This is a genomic window from Patiriisocius sp., from assembly GCF_051252435.1.
In the GTDB taxonomy this organism is placed as follows: domain Bacteria; phylum Bacteroidota; class Bacteroidia; order Flavobacteriales; family Flavobacteriaceae; genus Patiriisocius.
In genome coordinates this window covers 104,282-126,230 of record NZ_JBPOFW010000002.1, presented here as the reverse complement: position 1 = coordinate 126,230, position 21,949 = coordinate 104,282, and the positions used below count along the sequence as shown (strand labels likewise).

The window sequence follows — 21,949 nt, the reverse complement described above, 5'->3', positions numbered from 1 at the left end:
ACTACGTACCCAAATAAATTAAAATCTCATTAATCCATGGCAAAAAAAGGAAAAGTAAAGAACGGAAACAACAAAGCGAAGCACTCAAAGCTCATGGCGCAGAAGAAGAACAAATTGAAAAAAGAAGCCGAAATGCGCAAAGCGAAATTAAAAGCAATCAACGAAAGGGTTAATGCCAGTAAAGTTTCCGAAGAAAATAAAGAGGAAAAGTAAATAGAAATTTAGAGCGATTAAAAACGAAATCGATAGCCACTACCCTATTCCTTTATAAGCTAAAATAGTAGTTACCCAAACAATTACAGAAGAGAAGAAAATCCCTATTACGTTTGCTACAAACGCGCTTTTTCGTTCAATTTTAAGAATGTACGTGGCAATACTTCCAGCATAAACACCTGTTCCCGGTAAAGGAATCATCACAAAGAAGATAAGACCCCAAAAACCGTATTTGTTGATTTTTTCTCCAGAACCGGTTTTTGCTCTTCGCGCTATCCAAATTGCCGATTTTTTATACCGTTTCCAACCCAATAAATATCTATTTACATTATCAAGAAAATACATCATTATTGGAAATACCAAAACATTGGATAGAAAGCAAATAAGCAATACCCAATAGATATTTAAATCGTGAAAAATACCATACGGGATACCCACTTTTGCCTCACCAAATGGAGATAAACTCCAGAGCGCCGCTATTATTGAGTCTTTAATCAAAGCAATTTTTAAGAAATGCAAAGGTACGAGCAATCTATAAAACTGAATATTCTTTATGATTAATTTATGGAACTATTTTGATTGATATTTGAGTGCAATTGCGTCCATGCAATTAATGCCGTCAATAGCTGCAGATATTATTCCACCAGCGTACCCAGCTCCTTCTCCGCAAGGATACAAACCTTTTATGTCAATATGCTCTAGAGTTTCGGGGTTTCTAGGAATTAAAACAGGAGATGAGGTTCTACTTTCTGGCGCATGCAATACAGCGTCGTTCGTGTAATAACCTTTCATTTTTCTTCCAAAAGCAACAAACACTTTTTTAAGTCTTTTTGAAATGAGTTTTGGTAAAACAACATTTAAATCTACCGATACGATTCCAGGCTGGTAAGATGTCTTCGGAAATGAATCTGAGATTTCGCCATTTACAAAATCGACCATTCGTTGTGCCGGAACTCTTTGGGTTTTCCCCGCAGCTTCCCAACATTTTTTTTCGACTTCTTTTTGAAAATTTAGACAAACAAAAGGGTCATTGGGTTCGTAATTGGGTAGATCTTTTGGCGCTACGCTTACTACAATTCCACTATTCGCGTAGGGATTGTTACGTTTGCTCGGGCTCCAACCGTTTGTGACCACTTCCTCTTGCTCCGTTGCGCAGGGAGCTATAATTCCGCCAGGACACATGCAAAATGAATAAACTCCCAATCCATCTACTTGCTCGACCAAAGCATAAGATGCAGGCGGCAAATAAGGATTATCGGTGTATCCATGATATTGAATAGTATCAATCAATTCTTGTTGGTGTTCAATGCGAACTCCAATGGCAAATGGCTTTGCTTCGAGTTTAATATTTCGATTATGTAACAAATAAAAAATATCACGAGCACTATGACCTGTTGCCAGAATAACGTCTTTAAATTTATAAACGCTAGTTTGATTTATTGAAATTTCAGAAATGCTTCCTTCTGAAATTTTTATATCTGTCAATTTGCTATCAAAATGAACTTCGCCACCAGCCTCAATAATAGCTTCGCGCATTGCCTGAATTATGGCAGGTAATTTATTGGTCCCAATATGCGGATGGGCATCCACGAGAATATCTGGGTCGGCTCCAAAATGGACAAACCATTCCAAAGCTTTTAACACATTACCTCTCTTTTTTGAACGGGTATATAATTTTCCATCACTGTAAGTCCCGGCCCCGCCTTCACCAAAGCAATAATTAGATTCTGGATTTACGATATGGTCTTTATTAATTGCTGCAAGGTCCCTACGTCTAGAACGAACATCTTTGCCCCTTTCAAATACAATAGGCTTCAAACCCGCTTCAATAGCCCTGAGCGCGGCATATAAACCCGCAGGCCCTGCTCCAATAATTGCTATTTTCCTTGCATTTGAAACTTGCTTTGGGATAAATGGAGGGATGATTTCTCGTTCTTCATCCTTGAGCCAAAATTCGATTTGCAGATTGATTTTGATGGGTTTTCGTCGAGCGTCTATGGAGCGTTTTCGTATGCGCCAGTCGCTTAAATCTCCTCTTCTCAGTTTCGCTTTCTCGAGCGCTACATCGAGAATATAGTTTTCATCCTCTTGTTGTCTTGGCAGTATTTGGATTTGGATGAGTAGGCTCATAGAAAGCAACTATAATGATAAGATGTATTTTAGAGAATATTCTTAAAACTTAACTCTATATTCTAGCCCTGCGCCAAGAACATTATTATTGAGCGTACTAATATCGTAACCGACTAAAAGTGATATCATACCATACCTTTCTATATTATATGAAGCTTTCGCAAAAGTATAAATAGCTTCATCATCATAATCTAGTCCTTCAAAAAATGTTCCTATACTGTTTACATAGGTTGACTTTAATACTAGATCGATATTTTTAATTTTTCCACTCAATCCTAGTTGATGAGCAGTGACCCTCGAATTAATTCTTACAATCAAAAAAGGAAGTCCGATATTTTGACCTTCATAATACCATCCACTTTTATAAACTCTATTGTTAAAATAACTATCTTTTCCTGAACCGTCCTCTCCACTTTGATCTGTGGTGTCTATAAATTCATAAAGAACATTATTAATGAATTTATTTTTCTTAGGACTATAGACAATTCCCCATACGCCATCTGGAAAGTTCGCTAATCGAGTTCCAGAGCCATCTTCAAAAGGGTGTTCGTGATAAAAATTAAAAGTTCCAATGTCTGGTGACCAATAGTAATCAAATAAATAAGAACCTAAATGATTACCTAATGCATTGAACCGGCTACCCGTTTGCTTGGCTATAAAAACATCCACAAATGCACCAAAATCATCCTCTTGTGGTCCCTCTGTTTGTGACGTTCCTCCCCATTGTGCAAAATGTTGAATACGCGCATAAAATCTATTTTTTTTATTGAGTTTGATGTGTGCACCTAATCTTTTGTAATGCACTCTTGCGTTATCTACAAATCTATCGTCATTTAAATTATAATGAGCAATACCCCAGTCAATTCCTAGCCAATTATTGATTTTTAATGGCTTATTAGCTTCGATTATTAAACCTGGAAGGGGTCTCGCATCTCCTGACCAAAGAAAATTTTTATTTGTTGCTGAAAGACCATCAACTTCAACATCTTGTGATTTAGCTCCTAAAGTTACTTTAAGCCAATTAATTTTTATTTGAGCATACAAATCTCTTCTTTGGAAATCTTCAACCACTATGTTGTCTCTATAGAAAAAAGCTGCACCTATTTCTAACGATACATTTTCTTTATATTTATAACTACCCCCTACACTTGCAGTAGTGGATATATTAGAAAACTGACCTATTGCTGAATTTGTATTTGTGTGAAACCAATAAGGCGCATAATTTTCTGATGAACCAATTCCTATTACTGAAAATTCGTTAAAATAAGAAAACTCATCGATTATTTCATCACTTGAATTTTGAGCTTGCGATAAAGAAGCACTAAAGAAAAAAAAAAGTATCGTATTAAATAATATTTTAGTCATTTTATCTATTAAATAGGCGTTGCCAAAACGTTTTCTTTTCAGCACTATAGGTATAACCATATTTATTTCCGTAGCCAAAATTTGCCAAGGTTACATTGTTTAGAACAAAAGCAACATTTGATAATCGTCCGTCAGCAATAGCATCTTGAGAGAATTCTAATAATTTTTTATCTGTATAGTTAGCTCTAATCACATATAAGGTGACATCTGCTAGTCTATTTAACAAAATAGTATCGGTAACCAACATAGAAGGAGCTGTATCAACTATTACGTAATCAAAATGTTCATCTATATTCTCAAAGAACTGTTCTACACGTGGTTGCATTAACAACTCGGCAGGATTTGGCGGTATTACACCAGACATTACAATACTTAAATTTTTCTCATGTTCACTCGTTACTATTAAATCATGAATTTCAAGTTCTTCATTTACAATAAATTCAGTAAGACCAGCTTTTTTCTTATATTCTTCCGGCAAATATCTGTGTAATTGAGGATTTCTTATATCACCTCCAATTAAAACTACTTTTTTTCCAGTTAGCGCTAGTGTTAAGGCTAAATTGAAAGCAACAAAAGTCTTCCCCTCACCTTTAATGGTTGATGTAACAAAAATGCGTTTTTTATTTTGATTTGAATTTTCTTTATTTAATAAGAGATACTGAAGATTTGTACGCAAAATCCTAAACGACTCAGCCAAAATACTATGGTCATTACTTTGGATTAGTTCTTCCTCATTACGTCCTAGTTTTGGGACTTCACCAATTAAAGGTGTATTTGTATGCACACGTTCAACATCTCTTCGGTTTGTAATTTTTGTATTTAATAAATAATACACGTAGATAAATAAAAACGGTATTAACAAACCAACTATAAAAGCCATTAAGTATATTATAGAATTTTTTGGAGATATAGGAAATCTTCCACTAAAAGCTGGGTCAACTACTTTAGCTTTGGAGGATGTAACAGCTAAAGAAATATTTGTCTCCTCTCGTTGTTGTAAAAGAAATAGATATAATTGTTCCTTAATATTTTGCTGCCGTACAATCCCCCTAAATAATTTTTCTTGAGTAGGAACTTTTGATAGTTTAGCATTTAATTTACTTTCCTGAAAATTTAAGTCTCTAAGTGAAGTCTTAAAATTTTGTTGTTGACTTTTAAGAGATTGATAGATTGAGGATTTCAATTGCTCAATTTGCAAGTTCAAATTTCGTATAACTGGATTTTGCTCTGTAGAACTTTGGAGCATCCTATTACGCTCTAAAACTAATTTATTGTAACTATCTACAGACATGATAACTCCTTCTCCACCAATGCCCATATTTGAAGGTAATAGTTCGATCTGATCACTTTTATCTATATAATCAACCAATGAGTTTACCAACTCTAATTGTGTAGCTATGTCAACTTGGCGTCTATCAAATTGGCTTGCGTTTTCAAGAACTAACTGCGCTTCTGCTGAAATATCTGTCAGGCGATTTGAACTTTTAAATTCCTCCTTATTATTCTCAACAGAATCAAGCTCCTTAGTAATAATCTGCAATCTAGAGTCAATAAATCTCGATGTTTTTTGCGCAACTTGATTACGATCATTGATTGCGTCTTGATTATATTGACTTACCAACTCATTCAAAAAATCTTCAGATTTTGCCGGTATTGTAGATTTCATGTTCAAATTAACCACTTCACCATTTTTGCCATCATGAACCACTTCTAACCCACCCTGAAAAACAGCAGCTGCGAGAGATAATGGTGCATAAGAAACTTGTATTTTTCTACCAATGTATTCCTCAAATTTTTCTGGGTCTGATGTTGAAGGAAGCACTGTTATATCACCAAAATTAAAGGATGCAATGACTCCATATTCATGAGTCTCCACAACTCCATTTTCCCCTACTTCAATTGAATAAGAAGTATTTGATTGAGGTGTTATAAATAAAGAAGGAAGTGCTGAATGAAGTGTATCTGAAACTGTTAAAAAATTTACAGTTATAGGCTTATAAGCATACAACTCTGACGTCTTTATATTTCCTGTATAAAAATAACGTATATTTAAATTAAGTTCTTTTACAGCTTTTGCAATTAATGTCTTTGATTTTAACAAGACTAATTCACTGTTTATATTGCTAGAAAATGCATTTTGAAAATAAGAAAGTTCAGAAAAAGCAGCAAGTTCTGCAGGGCCTCCTTTTTTCTCATCTTTTATAATAATAGTACTTGTTGTTTGATAAATTCGTTCGGCATATCTCAAATATAAAAATGCACCCACTAAAGCGATAATAACTGCGAATAGAAAAAAATACCAATACTTAGTATATTGGGATATTAAATCTTTAATTGACGTTTCCTTAACTTCTTTTTGCTGTGAAATCATATTCATCTTGAAACTCTTTATCGAGTGATAATAATAATAGAACTCAACACTATTGTGAAAAGTGATAATAGTGCCGGTACATCAGGAATAAAACCAGATTTCTTGACACCTCTTAGCGAAGGCTGCACATATATAACGTCATTTTGTTTTAAATAATAAAAATCACTATTAAAAAAATCGGCACGTGTCAAATCAATTGTTTCAACCAATCTTTTTCCATTTTCCTCTCTCACAACAGTTATATTTTCACGTTTACCGTCTGCAGTTAAATCGCCAGCAAGTGCTATAGCCTCTGGCAAGGTTACACGCTCATCTCTAATTGGAAACACTCCAGGGTTTTCAACCTCCCCTAGTATTGTAATTTCAAAATTCATAATCCTAACATCAACAACTACATCTTTTATGTATTCAGATAATTTCTTTTTTACTTTTTCAACAACTTGGGCTCTGGTATCTCCAGCAACATATATATCACCAACTACAGGAAAAATTATGGAGCCATCTTTTTTAACTAAATAACCATCTAAACCTGGATTTGTATTGGTATTAGTTGCTGATGCATCCTCTCTCTTCTTAATAAATGGTGCAATTGCCTTGGGTTCCATTGAAGAAACAGATATATAAAGAATATCGTTTGTCTCAATTATAGGCTCAAAAGGTTGCTCTATATTTTTAGAATTCAACGCTTGAATATCTTGAAAATATATTATTTCTTTTTTTGTAGCACAAGAAAATAGACTAACTATTGTCAAGACCAATAAAAGGTATTTTATCATTACTTTTTTTTAATTCGTGCAAATATAAGCCCTTCAACCTATTTAAGGTACATATTGAGTATAATTTTATAAATTTTGGCTTGTCGAATTTTTAAGATTCAACCATCTTTTTTTTCCGTATCCAGAACTTCAAATCTTGAATTTTCGCTTATATATTCTGGAACTAATTCTTTTAACAAGATGACAACTTCATTATCTTTGAACCTTGTCGCTGTCTTAATTATTTTCTTAACTTTCGTATTAATAATATCAAAACTTACAGTTGGCACTTCAGAAATCATAATCTTAGGGTGAGGCGTAGGCAACGAAGTTGATGTATCATTTAACAACTCTTCATATAATTTTTCACCTGGCCTTAAACCAGTGATATTGATATTAATGTCTATATAAGGCTCTAATCCAGATAACTTAATCATACGTTCTGCCATGTCAAGAATTTTAATAGGCTTGCCCATATCAAACACAAATATTTCTCCACCTGACCCCATAGTTCCTGCTTGTAAAACGAGTTGGCACGCTTCGGGAATAGTCATAAAGTATCTAATAATATCCTTATGCGTTACTGTTACTGGACCACCAGCTGCTATTTGCCTTCGGAAGTGAGGTATCACTGAACCGTTTGAACCTAATACATTTCCAAAACGTGTAGTGATAAAACGAGTATGAATTTTCTCTTTGCGCTGAAGTGATTGGACATACATTTCAGCAACTCTTTTTGATGCACCCATGACATTTGTAGGATTTACAGCTTTGTCAGTTGAAATCATTACAAATTTATCAATCTTATTGCTTACTGATAAAACTGCTAAGTTTACAGTACCTAAAATGTTTACATAAACAGCTTCGTGCGGATTTCTTTCTATAAGGGGAACATGTTTATAGGCCGCCGCGTGATATACCATATTAAAATCATACTTTGTAAATAACTGTTCTAAACGATACATGTTACTGATATTTGCAAGCTCAGTAATAAAATTTAAATCAGGAAATTTTTCTACTAAATATAATTCTAATTCGTGAAGGGCAGATTCGGCTTGATCGAGTATCACTACCAATTTAGGATTGAACAACGCTATTTGGCGAACAATCTCACTACCAATAGATCCAGCACCGCCTGTTACTAAAATAGTTTTCCCCACTAAGTCATTAGCAATTGCTTCATTTTCAATGTTTATAGGATCTCGCTCCAACAAATCCTCAATTTGGATAGGCTTGATTTGATTATGAATATCATCTTTTGTATTCCATCTTTCAACTGAGGGTACATTAAGAACTTCCACATTATTTTCTAAGCAGAGTGCTACTATTTCATTTTTTTCCTTTACAGCTAAAGAATCACTTATAACTATAACCCCTTGGATGTTGTAATTTTGAACCGTTTCAGGAAAATTCCCTTTAATTGGGATCACTGGCTTACCTAATAATTTATATCTTTTTGAATCAAACTTTTCAGTCAAAAAACCTACTAATTTAAACGGTAAATTAGACTCGGTAGTCAGCGCCTTTGCTAAAGAAATTGTTTGATCATCTGCACCAATTATTGCAACACGTTTTTTAAGAATTCCTTTTGCGCCTCGTTTTAAAATTTGATAAGTTTCTTTTACTGCAACTCTAAATAATAATAATAAAGAAAAGGATAAAAACATATACATAACAATAAGTGTTAGTGTATAGACATATTTATCTGTAAATGCTCCATAAATCGTATTAAAGACCAGCAATGTGAATGCAGTGCCAATTGACGAGAAGGCAAGTTTTATAATATCTGTAAATGTAGAATGTCTAATAATCCCAGAGTAAGTCTTGAAAATGAAGAAAAACAACAAATTAACTCCTAGCAAAAATAAACCTTGAGTGGGCAACGAGACATAATCACTAAAGAAAATAGGTGTACCTAGCAAAATAAAATATACTATTGCCAAAGAACATGCACACAAAAGTAAGTCTAAAACTACAACAATCCACCTAGGTAAGTACCTCTGGTCCAGTAATTTTAATCTATTATCTCCTGTGTAAAGTGCAGAAAAGCTTTTCTCTATTGACTTCAAAATTTCTTAGGTATAAGTATAAAAACAAAGATACAGATATCTACGAGAATTTTCTCACAGCGGATGTTAATCTATCTCTATCTTTTTCAGTCAAATTTGAGCCAGAGGGCAAGCACAACCCGGTGTTAAATAAATCTTCGCTAACACTATTTCCATAAAATGGATATTTTTTAAAAATAGGTTGCAAATGCATTGGTTTCCATAAAGGGCGAGATTCAATATTTTCTTCTTCTAATGCAATCCGCAAAGTATCAGTAGTAAATCCTGATATTTTTGAGTTAATTGAAATACAAGATAACCAATGGTTTGAAAAAACACTCTCTGAACTTTCAGCAAACACTTCTACACCTTGCATATCCATAAATAACTGTTTATAAAACGAGTGCATACCACGACGTAACTCAATGTGATCATCAAGCACTTGCATCTGTCCCCTTCCTATTCCTGCTGAAATATTACTCATTCTATAATTGTAACCTACATGGCTATGCTGGTAATGAGGTGCATTGTCTCTCGCTTGCGTAGCTAAGAAGACTGCCTTATCTCGTAATTCTTTTGAATGTGCCACCATGGCTCCACCGCCTGAGGTAGTAATAATCTTATTTCCATTAAATGACAAAATACTTATGTCACCTAAAGTGCCGCATTTTCTATTTTTGTAACAACTTCCAAGCGCCTCTGCACTATCTTCCACGATAGGTATGCCATACTTTTTTGAAATAGCACTAACCTCGTCAGCTTTATAGGGCATACCATACAAATGAACTGCGACAATAGCCTTTGGCTTCTTTCCTTTTGCAATACGGTCTTTAATTGCCTCTTCCAAATGAATAGGGCATAGATTCCAAGTATCTTTTTCACTATCTATAAAAATAGGAATGGCGCCTTGATACATAATGGGATTTGCCGAAGCAGAAAATGTCATACTTTGACACAATACCTCGTCTCCAGCGGAAACACCCAACAATATGAGCGCAAGATGAATTGCAGCAGTACCACTGCTCAATGCCGCTACGTGAACATCATCTTTCAAATAATTTTCTAAATCTTTTTCAAAACCATTAACGTTGGGGCCCAATGGAGCAACCCAATTAGTATCAAATGCTTCATTTACAAAGTTGCGCTCATTTCCTCCCATATGAGGAGATGATAGCCATATCTTATCTTTCATTAAATCTATTAATTAAATTTTATAGGTTTAGCTGGAATGCCTACTGCTGTGCAATTCTCTGGCAATGATTTTGAAACCACAGCACCGGCACCTATTATTGTATTTTTCCCAATATTTAAATCGTTAATAATTTTGGCTCCTGTGCCTACATAAACTGCTTCATTTATTGTAACCTCACCAGATATATTTACAGAAGGCATAAAAGAACTAAATGGGTGTATTAAAGTGTCATGCCCTATGGTACAAGATAAATTAAGAATTGTAAATTTACCTAATTTAATATCACATGTAAGGATACATCCCTTTGATAAAATGCACCCTTCCTCAATAGTGATATTTGTACCATTTAATGAAACACTAGGATGCACTATTGATGGAAATTCAAACTTTTTAAGTCTATTAAATATTCTTTGTTTTATACTGGGAGTACCTATAGCAATAACTACACAAGGCTTTTTCTCAAGACTATTTAAATAATCTACTCCCCCTAATACTTTATATTCGTGTATATTGGTTCCTGGAGAAATTCCGTCATCAATAAAACCAAGAATATTAAATGTCTTTTCAACCTTATTAATATCATCAATAAGACATTTTACTTCTCGTCCAAATCCACCAGCTCCTATTATTGTTATATCTCTCATTTTTTTTCGTAAATGGTGTTTTCGTTCTTGCATCTCCACCCGCAACATAAAGTGTTATATCTTTCATTACTTTGGGGTAGAGTTTGTTGGGTTATTATAATTCTCTGTTTTATAAATACCCTCTCTTATTATTACTTTCTTAAATGTTGCAAAAATAATTTTTAAGTCAAACCAAAAACTTTGATTATACACATAATAAATATCAAGTTCAAGCTTGCGTTCCCAACTATTATCATTCCTGCCGTTAACTTGTGTCCATCCAGTAATACCTGGTTTTACATCATGCCTTTTTTTCTGTTCTCCTTTATAAATTTCTAAATATTCCGGCAACAAAGGTCTCGGTCCTACAATACTCATATCTCCTTTTACCACATTAATAAATTGAGGAAGTTCATCTAAAGATGTCTTGCGAATAAATCCACCTACTTTTGTTAATCGCAATGCATCTGGTAATAACGCCCCAGTTGCATCTTTTTTATCATTCATAGTTTTAAACTTAATGATATTAAAAATGCGTTCATTCTTTCCAGGTCTCTTCTGAAAGAAAAAAGGCTTGCCATCATTCGCAATGTACAGCAGTAAGGTAATTATTAATAGTACAGGAGAAATTATTACTAAAAAAATTGCCGAAGCTAAAACGTCAAAAAACGGCTTAATAAAGTTTATATACATTGCCTACTATGATTGCATTAAAATTTATGAGACAAAAGTAATCAATAAAATAACTTTATTCTATCGTAGTAACACCTTTAAAACCCATGAGGGATAGCTGTTTGTTATATTCCTTTAAAATAGCCTCCCACATTGCCTTGCGCTGATACCTTTTTACAATAGAATTACGACTATTTTCTTTTAATCGTTCCCTAAATATAATATCAATTACCATCCTTTGCATTGCATCGTGTAGCATTTTAACATCTTTAACTGGAATGATGATACCATTGATACTCTCTTCAATAATTTCGTTACACCCGTTAATGTTTGTCACAATTGCAGGTAATCCCATTGCTCCTGCTTGCATGACTACATTGGGGAATCCTTCTCTGTAACTAGGGAAAGCGAGAGCATTACTTATTGCAAAATAGGGACGCACATCATTTTGATATCCTACCGATACAATTGTTTTATTATTCTCTATATGTGTAATGGAGTTTTTAGATAATGGGTCTAATTCTGTTTCTAATGGCCCCACTAATAACAAATATACTTTTGGGTTATTTAACGTAACATGTGCCTCTATCAATTCATTAATACCCTTGTCTCCTACCAGCCTACCCACAAAGACAAAGACAAAAGCATCTTGAGGGATTTCTAATGTAGCCCGTAAGTTGCTTTTTTCTACTTCGGAAATTAAACTGGGGTCAAAAAACGATGTATCAATACCATTTGAGCTACCATTTTTTATAACGTGAACTTTTTTAGCCGAAACGTACTTATTTTTAATTAATATTTCCGCTATGCGAATAGAGTTAGGATACACCTTGGTAGCTGATGCAAAAGTAAGTACCTCTACTAACTCAAGAATTTTTCTTTTTACTCCTGTTGTTTCTAACAATGGTAAACCAGCAACTGTGTGCAGCCTAATAGGTACACCCGCTAGTCTTGCCGCCAGCATACCAGCTACGCCAGCCTTTGGGGTATGTGTATGTACTATTGTAGGTTTTTCTTTTTTAAAGAATTTGTACAAGGTGTAAACAGATTTTAAATCTTTTAACGGGGTAATCTTGCGCGTCATCTCCACAAAATGTGTACGGACGTTTAATTGTTTACCCAGTTTTTCTAACGATTCTTTTTCAGAAGCTAATGCTGTAACTTCAAAATAATCCTGCATGAAATTGAGTTGCCCTTCGATTAATTTTTCTAAGGATATAGGTACCGTCGTAATACGTATTAAATGATGTTTCATATTACATTTTATCCCCCATTTGTATATGTAGGTTCTCAAATATATCAGCATTATTAACTGATGTTTCAGTGACGTCGAGCACTGTAAAAAATCCTGGTAATGATGTAAACCCTAATCCTGCTGCAATATCAAAAAACGATTTTTGAGTGCTGTATAAAAACGATTTTTTATCGAGCATTTCTAGACAATAGTTAGTTAAGCTTTTTAATACTGTAGTAGCTTCTTCTATACTTTTATAAGTCATTAATAATACTTTCATCTCATTTGTACCAGCTTCTAAAATGGCGAAGTTGTATCCTATTTTAAGTATTGTGGTTTCTTTAATCCTATGAATATATTGCCCGACAAATCCGTCAAAATTATACTCAAACTTGAAAGCATCAATTTCGGTTTTTAAAAAGGCTTCAAAAATTTCTTTTTCAAGTACTTCAGAAGTACTGCACAACACAGCCTTATGTACATCTCCTTGATATACTTTAACAGGAGAAAACAAATGATAACTTGGCACTAAAAGTGAACCTGCGGAAGCTAATCTTCCGGCACTGGCATTCGTTTCTGTTACAAATGCTGTTAGAGTATCAATATTTCGCGATGCGCAAATAGCACGTGACTCTTGTATTATCTTACTAAAACAACCGCGTCTCCTTGCTGCTGGTAAGGTCCATGACCCTGTCATGATTCCCATAGACGTACCCTTCTTAGTTTTTTGATTAAATAAGTTGCGATACGTTATTCCAGAACCTGCTAATACACCAAGTTCTTTATGATGGATTACCATTAAATCACTTGGAAAAGGACCTCTATTTTGTTCAAAAACCCAATGATATTCTTTATTACCACCCCACACACCAAAACACTCATTAAGGTGTGCCATGTAATTTTCTTTATAATTTTCAGGATTGTGTACTATATATTCCATTAGTTGTATTGTGCTATATGATTTGAAATTTCTCCCATAGATGTCCACCAAATGTCATCTCCATATTCATTTTCTATAACGGTGAGCAATGCATCTAAATAATTTATGTATATATCATCTACACCATCAAGAGCAACGATACCAAAAGCAGTTTTAACCATGTGCGCTTTTATGGATAACAAGCCTCCATTGTCTAAAATAGCACGTGCGCGTTCTATTCTTGAGGTTGCTTGAAAATTTGAAGGTATGTGTGTTATCCCTCCATTAGCAACCTTACTAGGATAAAGTAGTGGTACATCCATAAGACCGCTCATAGCATTAGTGGCATCAGATGTAATAGGTGTAAAGATATCCCGAGCTGAGGCAACAAAGTTAAAATTTTGTTCTTTTAAAACTTCTAATAATTGGGGAGGTGCATTCCATCCCGGAGGACAAATCCCTTTCACCACATTCACGCCAGCACTGTCAAAAATGCGAACCATCTCGGTTACAATTTCTTGGAATTCTTCCTTGGTCTGATTTTGAAATTCTACTGGAATTTTCATTCCTTTATGAACATGATACAAGCCGTGATAAGCAATCTCAGCACGTTCCATTGTATTCAAGAAGGTTACAAATTCTGGATGATTTTCAAGGTTCATCTTATCTATTGGCCATCGCTTTGCGAGATAAAATTTATCTCTTAAAAACGGAATAGAGGCCAATAATTTTCGAGTTGGAGTGCCAGAAATCTCTCTCCAGTTTGCCGTAGTAAACAATGTTACCTTTAATTTAGGGTGCCTGTTAAGTAACTCCATTACTAAACCTAAAGCTCCTTTTTCTAAGTCGCCTCCCGCCTCATAAGCATCACTGCTTTTTGCAGGATGAATATCATCAATAGTAAAGCAAATTGCCGCTTTTTTATTTTGTGGTTTCCAATTCAACATAGTCTTTATTGTGGGTGTAAAATTACTGTATAAAAAGCGCTAAATTCTATGAAACTTATTTTTTTACTTCAAAATTACGCTTTACAGCATTAAATTTTCCACTTGCTCCAAGAGGAATATCTTTTACTTTTCGCATGTTTAAGATGATATCTTTTCCTAATCTATCTTTCAAGTTTTTAATAAATTTCTCTTCCATCGCTATTGTAAACTCATCGTCAACTACATTATTCACAATAAAATGCACGGGGTCTTCTTGTATAATTTGGCTTAATAAAATACCTTCTAGTCCTTTATATGCCGTATCCATTCTCCCCACATATCCCTTTTCCTCTGTCCACAACAAATCATCTTCCCTACCAATAATTTTTTCAACCATTGGCATATTACAACCACAATTGCAAACTTTACCTATTTCTGGCAATAATACAGTATCTTCAATATCATAACGAATCAATGGAGTTTTACTATTTCTAAAACTTGTAACAACCATTCTTCCTATTTCACCAGGACCTGCCAAAATATCTTTAGGTGTTAAAAACTCAAAAACTCCACTATCTTCATTAATGTGTAAATTTCCATTAATACACTCTGTTATAAATGGGCTACCCTCACTAGAAGCATATTGATTAAAAACCTTGCTCCCAAAGGCTTTTTCTATTTCTACCCTTTGATAATCATATAATGTTTCAGCCGTTGTAGCTATGGCTTTAGGAGTAAATAACAGTATTTGTTTCTTCTTATTTATTTGCTTAGCAATAATATAGATTGCAGAGGGATAGCCATCAATGAATGTTGGCTTGAATTTATTTAATTTCTGAATATACACATCAATGTTCTTTTCAGTTAGATGATAACTAGACATAAAAAGTTGATTATCTATTCTATTGTGAACCCAAAATGGCGGGTTTTTATTATGAGGTTTTACAATAAGTTTACCTGAAAAGCGAACTGTTCGCTCCTTTCTAGTAATGCCAATGGTATGGTGAAAACGAGACCATAATGCAAATCCCTTTTCGATTGATTCACTATCAAGATAGTTTTTTGTTGGAGTACCTGATGTTCCACTTGTATAGTCAATTACTTTAAGAGGTCTATTTGGATTTTGATTAATTAAAAGTTCTACCTTTTGTTTTCTATCTTTTTTAGATAAAAAAGGCATTTTTTTTAAAACATTATATGGATCACTAGTAATATCTATATCTGAAATTTTTGCTTCTATAAATCTTTCCTTATACAAGGGAACGTTTGACTTACAATCTAATAGTAAAGATATAAGTTCTTCTTTCTGAAATTTTTTGATATCCAATACTGGTGATTTCCATAATTGGATATACTTTTCTAAATATCTCTCAAAATTTTGAGTATAACGAGTATTTGAATTTAGATATGCCTTAACATTAAGCATGAAGCTTTTTAAAAAATGTGGGCTGTATTCGTATATTTTATCTAACATTATTCAATAGCATTTTTTCTTTGATATAAAGTTTTTTGATATTGTTTAGCACAATAATTAACAATAACCACTAAACTAAGTAAAATCCAAAACTCTCTTTTCCTAAGGTGATAGGTGTAAGCCCAACTAACAAAACAACCTAATAAAAATGGCACCATGGTAGCCAAGTAATCTGAATATGGATTTATTTTCTTAAATTTTTTCATTCTAAACAAACTCAAAAAAGCAAGTATAAATAATAAATACCCAAAACTTCCTAAAAGTCCCGTTTCCCCTAACATTTTTAAATATGTACTGTGTACTTCGTGTCTTGCATAGTTACCATAAAATGCCCCCATTCCTGTACCCGTCAAAGGTCTGTCTTCAAAAGCTTGAAATGCAGCTCCAAAGTTTTTTTCAATAAAGTCATTATCATTTGAACCATTAATATTCCCCTCTATTCTTGATTCGTATTTACCTGAAACCCTATTATAAGTGTCGGGCATTAAGGTTTCAAGGTTTACCCATAGCACGGAAAGTAACAAAACAGAAATTATAGCAGTGAAAATAGTTTTAAAATTTCTCTTGTAAATGAGAAAAAATAAAACTCCAAAAAGTAACCCCACATAAGCAGCAATCTTTCCTGTTAAAAAAATAAAAATTAATGATAGTAATAAAGAAATATTCAACACCTTTTTATTAATTGGTGACAATGATTTTGAAAGAGTAGAATATTTTAAGGGTATTAAAATAGTAAGCATTACTAAAAAATAAGCCCCTGCTTGTCCTGCATTTCTAAAACCAGAAAGTGCTTCCCCATCTGTTCTTGCCGGAAATAAGCGAGGTAAGCCAACAACACTTGCCCCAAGGTCATAGAACCCCAAAACAGCCGCCGCAATTACAGTATACATAATTAACGGAATTAGCTGATTTAGAAACCTATCTTTATAATGTTGAAATATTAATAATGAGAGCAATAGTAAGAATAGTAGTATTAAACTTTCTATTAATGTAGATTGAATATCTAATGAGAAAACTATTGGCAAAAAAATTGCAACTATCAACATTAATCCTATTTGATAAACCTTTGTAAAAGAGGACGAACTTGTAAAGCCTTGAATCAATGTTTTTATTCCAAACAACAATGCAAGTGCTCCAAAAAAATCAGAGATAGTTAATCTAGAAAAAATAGGGTGTGTGCCTGGCTCTGCAATAGTTTGAGTGATAAAAGATAGAAATACGAATATGAAGATAAAAATCTTTTTCATACATCAATAATAGTTTCAAAAATATTAGTTTGATGCTTTCGACTATATTTATCTAAAAGCTCTGGGGATAAACTTCTATCAAGTTTTCCACTTTTAAAGGCATTTGCGATTTCAGAAAAAATAGCGACTTGATCCTCTATGTTGTTTACTGCGACATCAATGCTCCATCCTAAATTGTTTTCTGAGATAATTTTTGTAGGCTCAGATTTATGCGGTGCAAAATTAATGACTGGCCTTCTAGCTGCCATATACTCATAAAACTTAATAGGTACTCCTGTGTAATGAGTGACTTTCTCGCCCACGATTAACCATAACAATGTTGATGTGGTTAATCGCGATAGTACTTCGCTTCTTGGTACTCGTCCAATAAAGTTAAGACATTTATATGATGTGTATCCCCTTAACTCTTCTTCAAGTGTTTCCTCAAGTGTACCCGCTATAACCACTTCAACATCTTTTACTTCGAGTATTCCTCTTAGAAAAACGGTGTCAAGCAAGTTAAAAAGCGGTACAGGTGAACGTACTCCACCATAAAAACTGCCTGCATAAAAAATAGTAAGTTTGTTATTCTTGACCGGTGAAATATTTAAATCCTTAAAATCTTCTAAATCAAAACCATTATAAAGCACTTTCATTTTAGGATTTAAATCCTGATAATGAGTTGCATAAATATCTTTCATAGCATTTGATATAAACAATACTATAGTCGCGTTGCGTAAAATATTTTCTTCTAAACGTTTATTAAGATATCTTTTAATTCCTTTTAAATATGAAATGTTTTCTAGAAAGTGAAAATCGCGGAAATCTGCGGCCCATATTATATCTTTATTTCTCCTATTAATATATCTCCCAATTAAATGATTTGTAAACATAGGAGACGTTGTAAAAACAATATCTGTATCCGTTATGATGCTATTATTGAATTTTAAAAATCGCTTTACATTGGGCAGCCAAAAAATTGCCTTGTCTGGCACTAACATGGAAGTACCTAAATTAAATATTTTTGATTTGATTTTGGTTTTTAAACTCGCATTTGCAGCAACTGTTTTATGCTTTCTTAAATCTGCGGTTTTATTCCCGAATAATGTGGCTACTTTTATCAATGTAACGTCCGGTAGTTCTGGATTAAATGAGGCATCAAATCCCATTGAACTGTCTGCGTTGCCACAAGTTAAGACTGTAACATTAAATTTTTGTTTGTCTAAAAACTTGGCAATGGCGTAAGGCCTTTGAGCAGCGGGCGCATTTGAGGGCGGATACGTGTATGAAACAATTAAAACATTTTTTTTAATCAAAACTCTTTGAAATTACAAGCAAGAAAATGTTTATCAATTAAAAAAATAAATAAACAAAATGATGACGGTTAAAATAAATATAATTGGTGACAAAAATACCTCTTTAATATAGTTTGCCATTAAATTTTCTTTTAAAAGTACTGTGGTTGTAAAAAAGAATGTAGAAACTAAAGAGCCATAAACAATGCCTTCTAATCCATAAAAATAAAACAATGTAATGGATGCAATACCATTTAGCAATAACATTGCAAGTGCAATTTTTGTTATTATTTGAGTTTCTCCTTTCGCTGTCAATAAAATTCCATAGCTATTGTTTCTAAATAAAGCAATGAGTAGATAGGTTTTAAAAAGAAAAATAGATTCTTGATAAGCATCACTATAAATGAAGAAAATAATATCCTTAGCAAAAAACATACATATAAGTATCACAGGGTATGTCAATAAGGAGACTTTCTTAGTTGTTTGCATCCAAAGTCGCTGCGCAGCAGTTTCATCATCATTTTCTATATAGCGGACCATACTTGGAAAAATTTGTTGCGAAAAAGCAGCACTCAACATTGCAAAAATGGGTATTTCAATGGCACCGACGGCAAAAATAGCAAAGGTTGCTTCGTCCTCCATTATTGAAACTATTGACTTATCTAAGTAAACACTTAAAATACCTGCAAACGTAGCTAGATATAAGGGAAAGCCATATTGGAAAAATTTCTTAGCATCTGTTTTATTAAAACTTAACGAAAATGACAAAGCCTTAATACCTAGTAAATAAAACAAAGCTGGAAAGAAAAATACCGAAAAATGCAGCGCTATTGCTACAACAGCTATTAGATTTTGATTTATATTTAATAAAGCGCTAGCTCCAAAAATAATAGCTACACTCGCTAAACTACCATAAATAGATAATTTAGTCAAGCGCTCAGCTTGGTCTAAGTTTATATATGAATAACGAAGTACTTTATTAAGTAAAAAAGCTAATAAAGGTAATGGAAACAGTAAAGAATACACATAGAAATATCCAATATCTATTAACTGGAAAAAATGTAACGCATTTAAAATGAATAATATAAATAGCACAAGTAAGCCTAAAGAAAATAACAAACCTGTTAAACTTTTAAAATAGGAAGCTAAATTATCTTCCTTCGCAATAAAGTATTTAAAACCCTCTGGCAATCCAAAGGCTAATAAAGGAATTCCTAAATTTAAAACAAAGAACAATTCTTTAAAAACCCCAAACTGAGCAACGGATAGCTGTTTAGAAAAAATAAAATCAATAAGAATAAAAAGTAACGCTACAAAACTTTGAGATACAGCAAGGTGTAACGATTTCTTACTTCCTCCAAGTCCTATTTTTGCAATAAAAACATTTATTTTCTGTAACAAAATTATTGCATATAATTAACGAGTGCATTTACAATGATATTACTGGCATCACCCTCACCGTATAAGTTCATTGAAAAATCTTTATTCTCTGACTGTGCATTTTTAAATGCTGACACAATAGTTTTCCTGTCTGCCCCTACTAATGTGTTAAAACCATGATGCACTAATTCAACCCATTCTGTATCATCCCGTAACGTTAAGCATAAGTTATTAAAAAAGAAGGCTTCTTTTTGTAATCCACCACTATCAGTAATCACCATATTACAATTGTCAAGTAAATAGAGCATTTCTAAATAACCAACGGGATTAATGGCATGTATATTTTTTGAAAGTTTAATTGAATATTTTTCAATGTAGCTTTTTGTTCTAGGATGTAATGGTAATACAATGGCTGTATCTTCTGCAATTTCGTTCAATGCATCAAATATTCCTCTTAATCTTTTCTCATCATCTGTGTTTTCTGCTCTATGAACAGTACAAAGAATAAAGTTTTTTGGAATATCTTGACTGGGTTTTTGAGCGAAAGGGGTAAACTCTAAGCTTGCATCATACATTACGTCGCCATTTTTAATAATGGACGAACCAATTGCATCGTATCCTTCATTTTTTAGATTTTCAATAGCCGAATCGGTAGGTACAAAAAGAATACTACTCATTCTATCTGTCAAAATCCTATTAGTTTCTTCGGGCATTTTATCATTAAATGAACGAAGACCCGCTTCCACATGCGCTACTTTTATGTGTAGTTTCTTTGCTGCGAGCGCTCCAGCTAATGTTGAGTTTGTATCTCCATGTACTAGTACCCAATCTGGTTTTTCTTCCAATAAAACTTTTTCGACTGCCTCAAGCATTTGACCCGTCATTGCTCCATGAGATAAACCATTAATATCAAGTTGATATTTAGGTTTCGGAATATGCATTTGCTCGAAAAACACATCGCTCATATTTGCGTCATAATGCTGGCCTGTATGCACTATAATTTCTTCAATGACATCTTCTTCCTTTTCTTTATTATAATCTATAATCGCCTTACTTACTGCGGCCGATTTAATAAATTGAGGTCTCGCTCCGATTACAGTAACTATTTTCATAACTATTTTTTATTAAATGGATGAACAGACAATGGCTTTTTAGCGAAAGGATGATAATCCCCTTTTAAGCCAACAGGTGTCGAATTTCTTATTTTATAAACGATATCAATAGCTTGTCGAGCATCCTCAATACCGTAGCCATTTCCCTTTAAAATTTCTTTGTAGCTAGTAGTATGCAAGTCGGTAAACCCTCCACTAAATTCAAGTTCTTCTCCATCAACGGTAATAGAACGAAAGGTACGTTGTTCTTTTTCTACTACTTCTTTTGGTAATACTTCATCATTAATAGACAAAAACCAGCGTACACGGGCACGGTCTAACTCTAAATATCCAGATGCTCTATCGTGTGAGTATACGTGTGTTATATTTTCTTTAACACCACCGAATATCCAAGATAACATATCATAAAAATGAACTCCAATATTTGTAGCGATACCACCAGATTTATCTTCCTGTCCTTTCCACGAGGTATAATACCAACTACCACGAGAAGTTAAATAGGTAAGGTCAACATCATACACTTTATCCTTTGGTCCTTCATCAATTTTTTTCTTAAGTGCGATTATACTTTCATGCACTCTTAGTTGAAGAATATTATAAATTTTCTTTCCTGTTTCTGCTTCAATATTCATTAAAGAATCAACACTCCATGGATTAAGTACCAATGGTTTTTCACAAATAGCATCAGCTCCCTGACGGAGTGCAAAACGAATATGAGAATCATGCAAATAATTAGGGGTACATATGCTTACATAGTCTAATTGTGTTCCCCTTTCATATTTCAATTTAGAAATTTCGCGATCAAATCGCTCAAATTCAGTAAAAAAAGAGGCATTTGGAAAATAACTATCTATAATACCTACACTATCAAATTTATCAAGTGCTGCTATTAAGTTATTATTGGTTTCCTTAATAGCCTGCATGTGTCTAGGCGCAATGTAACCTGAGGCCCCTATTAAAGCAAAGTTTTTCATAAATAAATGATTGGTAAAAAATTATAAATAATATTAAAAT

Annotated in this window: 19 protein-coding genes; 1 reads left to right on the top strand and 18 read right to left on the bottom strand. The window is 33.4% G+C overall.

The window, feature by feature from the left end; all coding sequences use genetic code 11:
- Positions 1-36 precede the first annotated feature (36 nt).
- Positions 37-213, top strand: coding sequence for a hypothetical protein (locus ACSHW7_RS05655; protein WP_435678365.1), 177 nt, complete (start codon positions 37-39; stop codon positions 211-213).
- Between the two features lie 39 nt (positions 214-252).
- On the opposite strand, the gene ACSHW7_RS05650 is transcribed toward ACSHW7_RS05655, so the two are convergent.
- From ACSHW7_RS05650 to ACSHW7_RS05565, 18 genes are all read right to left on the bottom strand, one after another.
- Positions 253-711 (bottom strand): COG2426 family protein, encoded by a 459-nt coding sequence (locus ACSHW7_RS05650; protein WP_435678364.1) that lies wholly within the window; start codon positions 709-711, stop codon positions 253-255.
- Positions 712-783: 72 nt separating this feature from the next.
- A complete protein-coding gene (locus ACSHW7_RS05645) occupies positions 784-2,343 on the bottom strand; it encodes an NAD(P)/FAD-dependent oxidoreductase (RefSeq protein ID WP_435678363.1) in 1,560 nt (519 codons plus the stop codon).
- Between the two features lie 42 nt (positions 2,344-2,385).
- Complete coding sequence (locus tag ACSHW7_RS05640; protein WP_435678362.1) at positions 2,386-3,768, bottom strand: capsule assembly Wzi family protein; 1,383 nt, start codon at positions 3,766-3,768, stop codon at positions 2,386-2,388.
- Complete coding sequence (locus tag ACSHW7_RS05635; RefSeq protein WP_435678361.1) at positions 3,710-6,085, bottom strand: GumC family protein; 2,376 nt, start codon at positions 6,083-6,085, stop codon at positions 3,710-3,712. Before ACSHW7_RS05635 ends, ACSHW7_RS05640 begins: the two co-directional genes overlap by 59 nt.
- An 11-nt stretch (positions 6,086-6,096) precedes the next feature.
- Positions 6,097-6,855, bottom strand: a complete 759-nt coding sequence (locus tag ACSHW7_RS05630; RefSeq protein WP_435678360.1) for a polysaccharide biosynthesis/export family protein — start codon at positions 6,853-6,855, stop codon at positions 6,097-6,099.
- Between the two features lie 98 nt (positions 6,856-6,953).
- On the bottom strand, positions 6,954-8,903 hold the full coding sequence (locus ACSHW7_RS05625; protein ID WP_435678359.1) for a polysaccharide biosynthesis protein: 1,950 nt from the start codon (positions 8,901-8,903) through the stop codon (positions 6,954-6,956).
- A gap of 40 nt (positions 8,904-8,943) precedes the next feature.
- Complete coding sequence (locus ACSHW7_RS05620; RefSeq protein ID WP_435678358.1) at positions 8,944-10,074, bottom strand: DegT/DnrJ/EryC1/StrS family aminotransferase; 1,131 nt, start codon at positions 10,072-10,074, stop codon at positions 8,944-8,946.
- 8 nt (positions 10,075-10,082) lie between these two features.
- Positions 10,083-10,718 carry an acetyltransferase gene (locus ACSHW7_RS05615; protein WP_435678357.1) on the bottom strand — a complete coding sequence of 212 codons (636 nt, stop codon included), beginning with the start codon at positions 10,716-10,718 and terminating at the stop codon, positions 10,083-10,085.
- Between the two features lie 66 nt (positions 10,719-10,784).
- Positions 10,785-11,390, bottom strand: a complete 606-nt coding sequence (locus ACSHW7_RS05610) for a sugar transferase (protein ID WP_435678356.1) — start codon at positions 11,388-11,390, stop codon at positions 10,785-10,787.
- Positions 11,391-11,445: 55 nt separating this feature from the next.
- Positions 11,446-12,624, bottom strand: a complete 1,179-nt coding sequence (locus ACSHW7_RS05605; protein ID WP_435678355.1) for a glycosyltransferase family 4 protein — start codon at positions 12,622-12,624, stop codon at positions 11,446-11,448.
- A 1-nt stretch (position 12,625) separates the two neighbouring features.
- Positions 12,626-13,543 (bottom strand): hypothetical protein, encoded by a 918-nt coding sequence (locus ACSHW7_RS05600; protein WP_435678354.1) that lies wholly within the window; start codon positions 13,541-13,543, stop codon positions 12,626-12,628.
- Entirely contained in the window at positions 13,543-14,469 is a 927-nt protein-coding gene (locus ACSHW7_RS05595) for a DUF2334 domain-containing protein (protein WP_435678353.1), read from the bottom strand. Before ACSHW7_RS05595 ends, ACSHW7_RS05600 begins: the two co-directional genes overlap by 1 nt.
- A gap of 55 nt (positions 14,470-14,524) precedes the next feature.
- Positions 14,525-15,922 carry a phenylacetate--CoA ligase family protein gene (locus ACSHW7_RS05590; protein WP_435678352.1) on the bottom strand — a complete coding sequence of 466 codons (1,398 nt, stop codon included), beginning with the start codon at positions 15,920-15,922 and terminating at the stop codon, positions 14,525-14,527.
- Positions 15,922-17,169: an O-antigen ligase family protein gene (locus ACSHW7_RS05585; RefSeq protein ID WP_435678351.1), complete on the bottom strand. Its 1,248-nt coding sequence runs from the start codon at positions 17,167-17,169 to the stop codon at positions 15,922-15,924. Before ACSHW7_RS05585 ends, ACSHW7_RS05590 begins: the two co-directional genes overlap by 1 nt.
- Entirely contained in the window at positions 17,166-18,464 is a 1,299-nt protein-coding gene (locus tag ACSHW7_RS05580) for a glycosyltransferase (RefSeq protein ID WP_435678350.1), read from the bottom strand. The genes ACSHW7_RS05585 and ACSHW7_RS05580 overlap by 4 nt, the downstream gene beginning before the upstream one ends.
- A 33-nt stretch (positions 18,465-18,497) precedes the next feature.
- Positions 18,498-19,844, bottom strand: coding sequence for a lipopolysaccharide biosynthesis protein (locus ACSHW7_RS05575; protein ID WP_435678349.1), 1,347 nt, complete (start codon positions 19,842-19,844; stop codon positions 18,498-18,500).
- Between the two features lie 2 nt (positions 19,845-19,846).
- Positions 19,847-20,935 carry a non-hydrolyzing UDP-N-acetylglucosamine 2-epimerase gene (gene wecB / locus ACSHW7_RS05570; protein ID WP_435678348.1) on the bottom strand — a complete coding sequence of 363 codons (1,089 nt, stop codon included), beginning with the start codon at positions 20,933-20,935 and terminating at the stop codon, positions 19,847-19,849.
- A gap of 2 nt (positions 20,936-20,937) precedes the next feature.
- On the bottom strand, positions 20,938-21,909 hold the full coding sequence (locus ACSHW7_RS05565; protein ID WP_435678347.1) for a Gfo/Idh/MocA family oxidoreductase: 972 nt from the start codon (positions 21,907-21,909) through the stop codon (positions 20,938-20,940).
- Positions 21,910-21,949 lie beyond the last annotated feature (40 nt).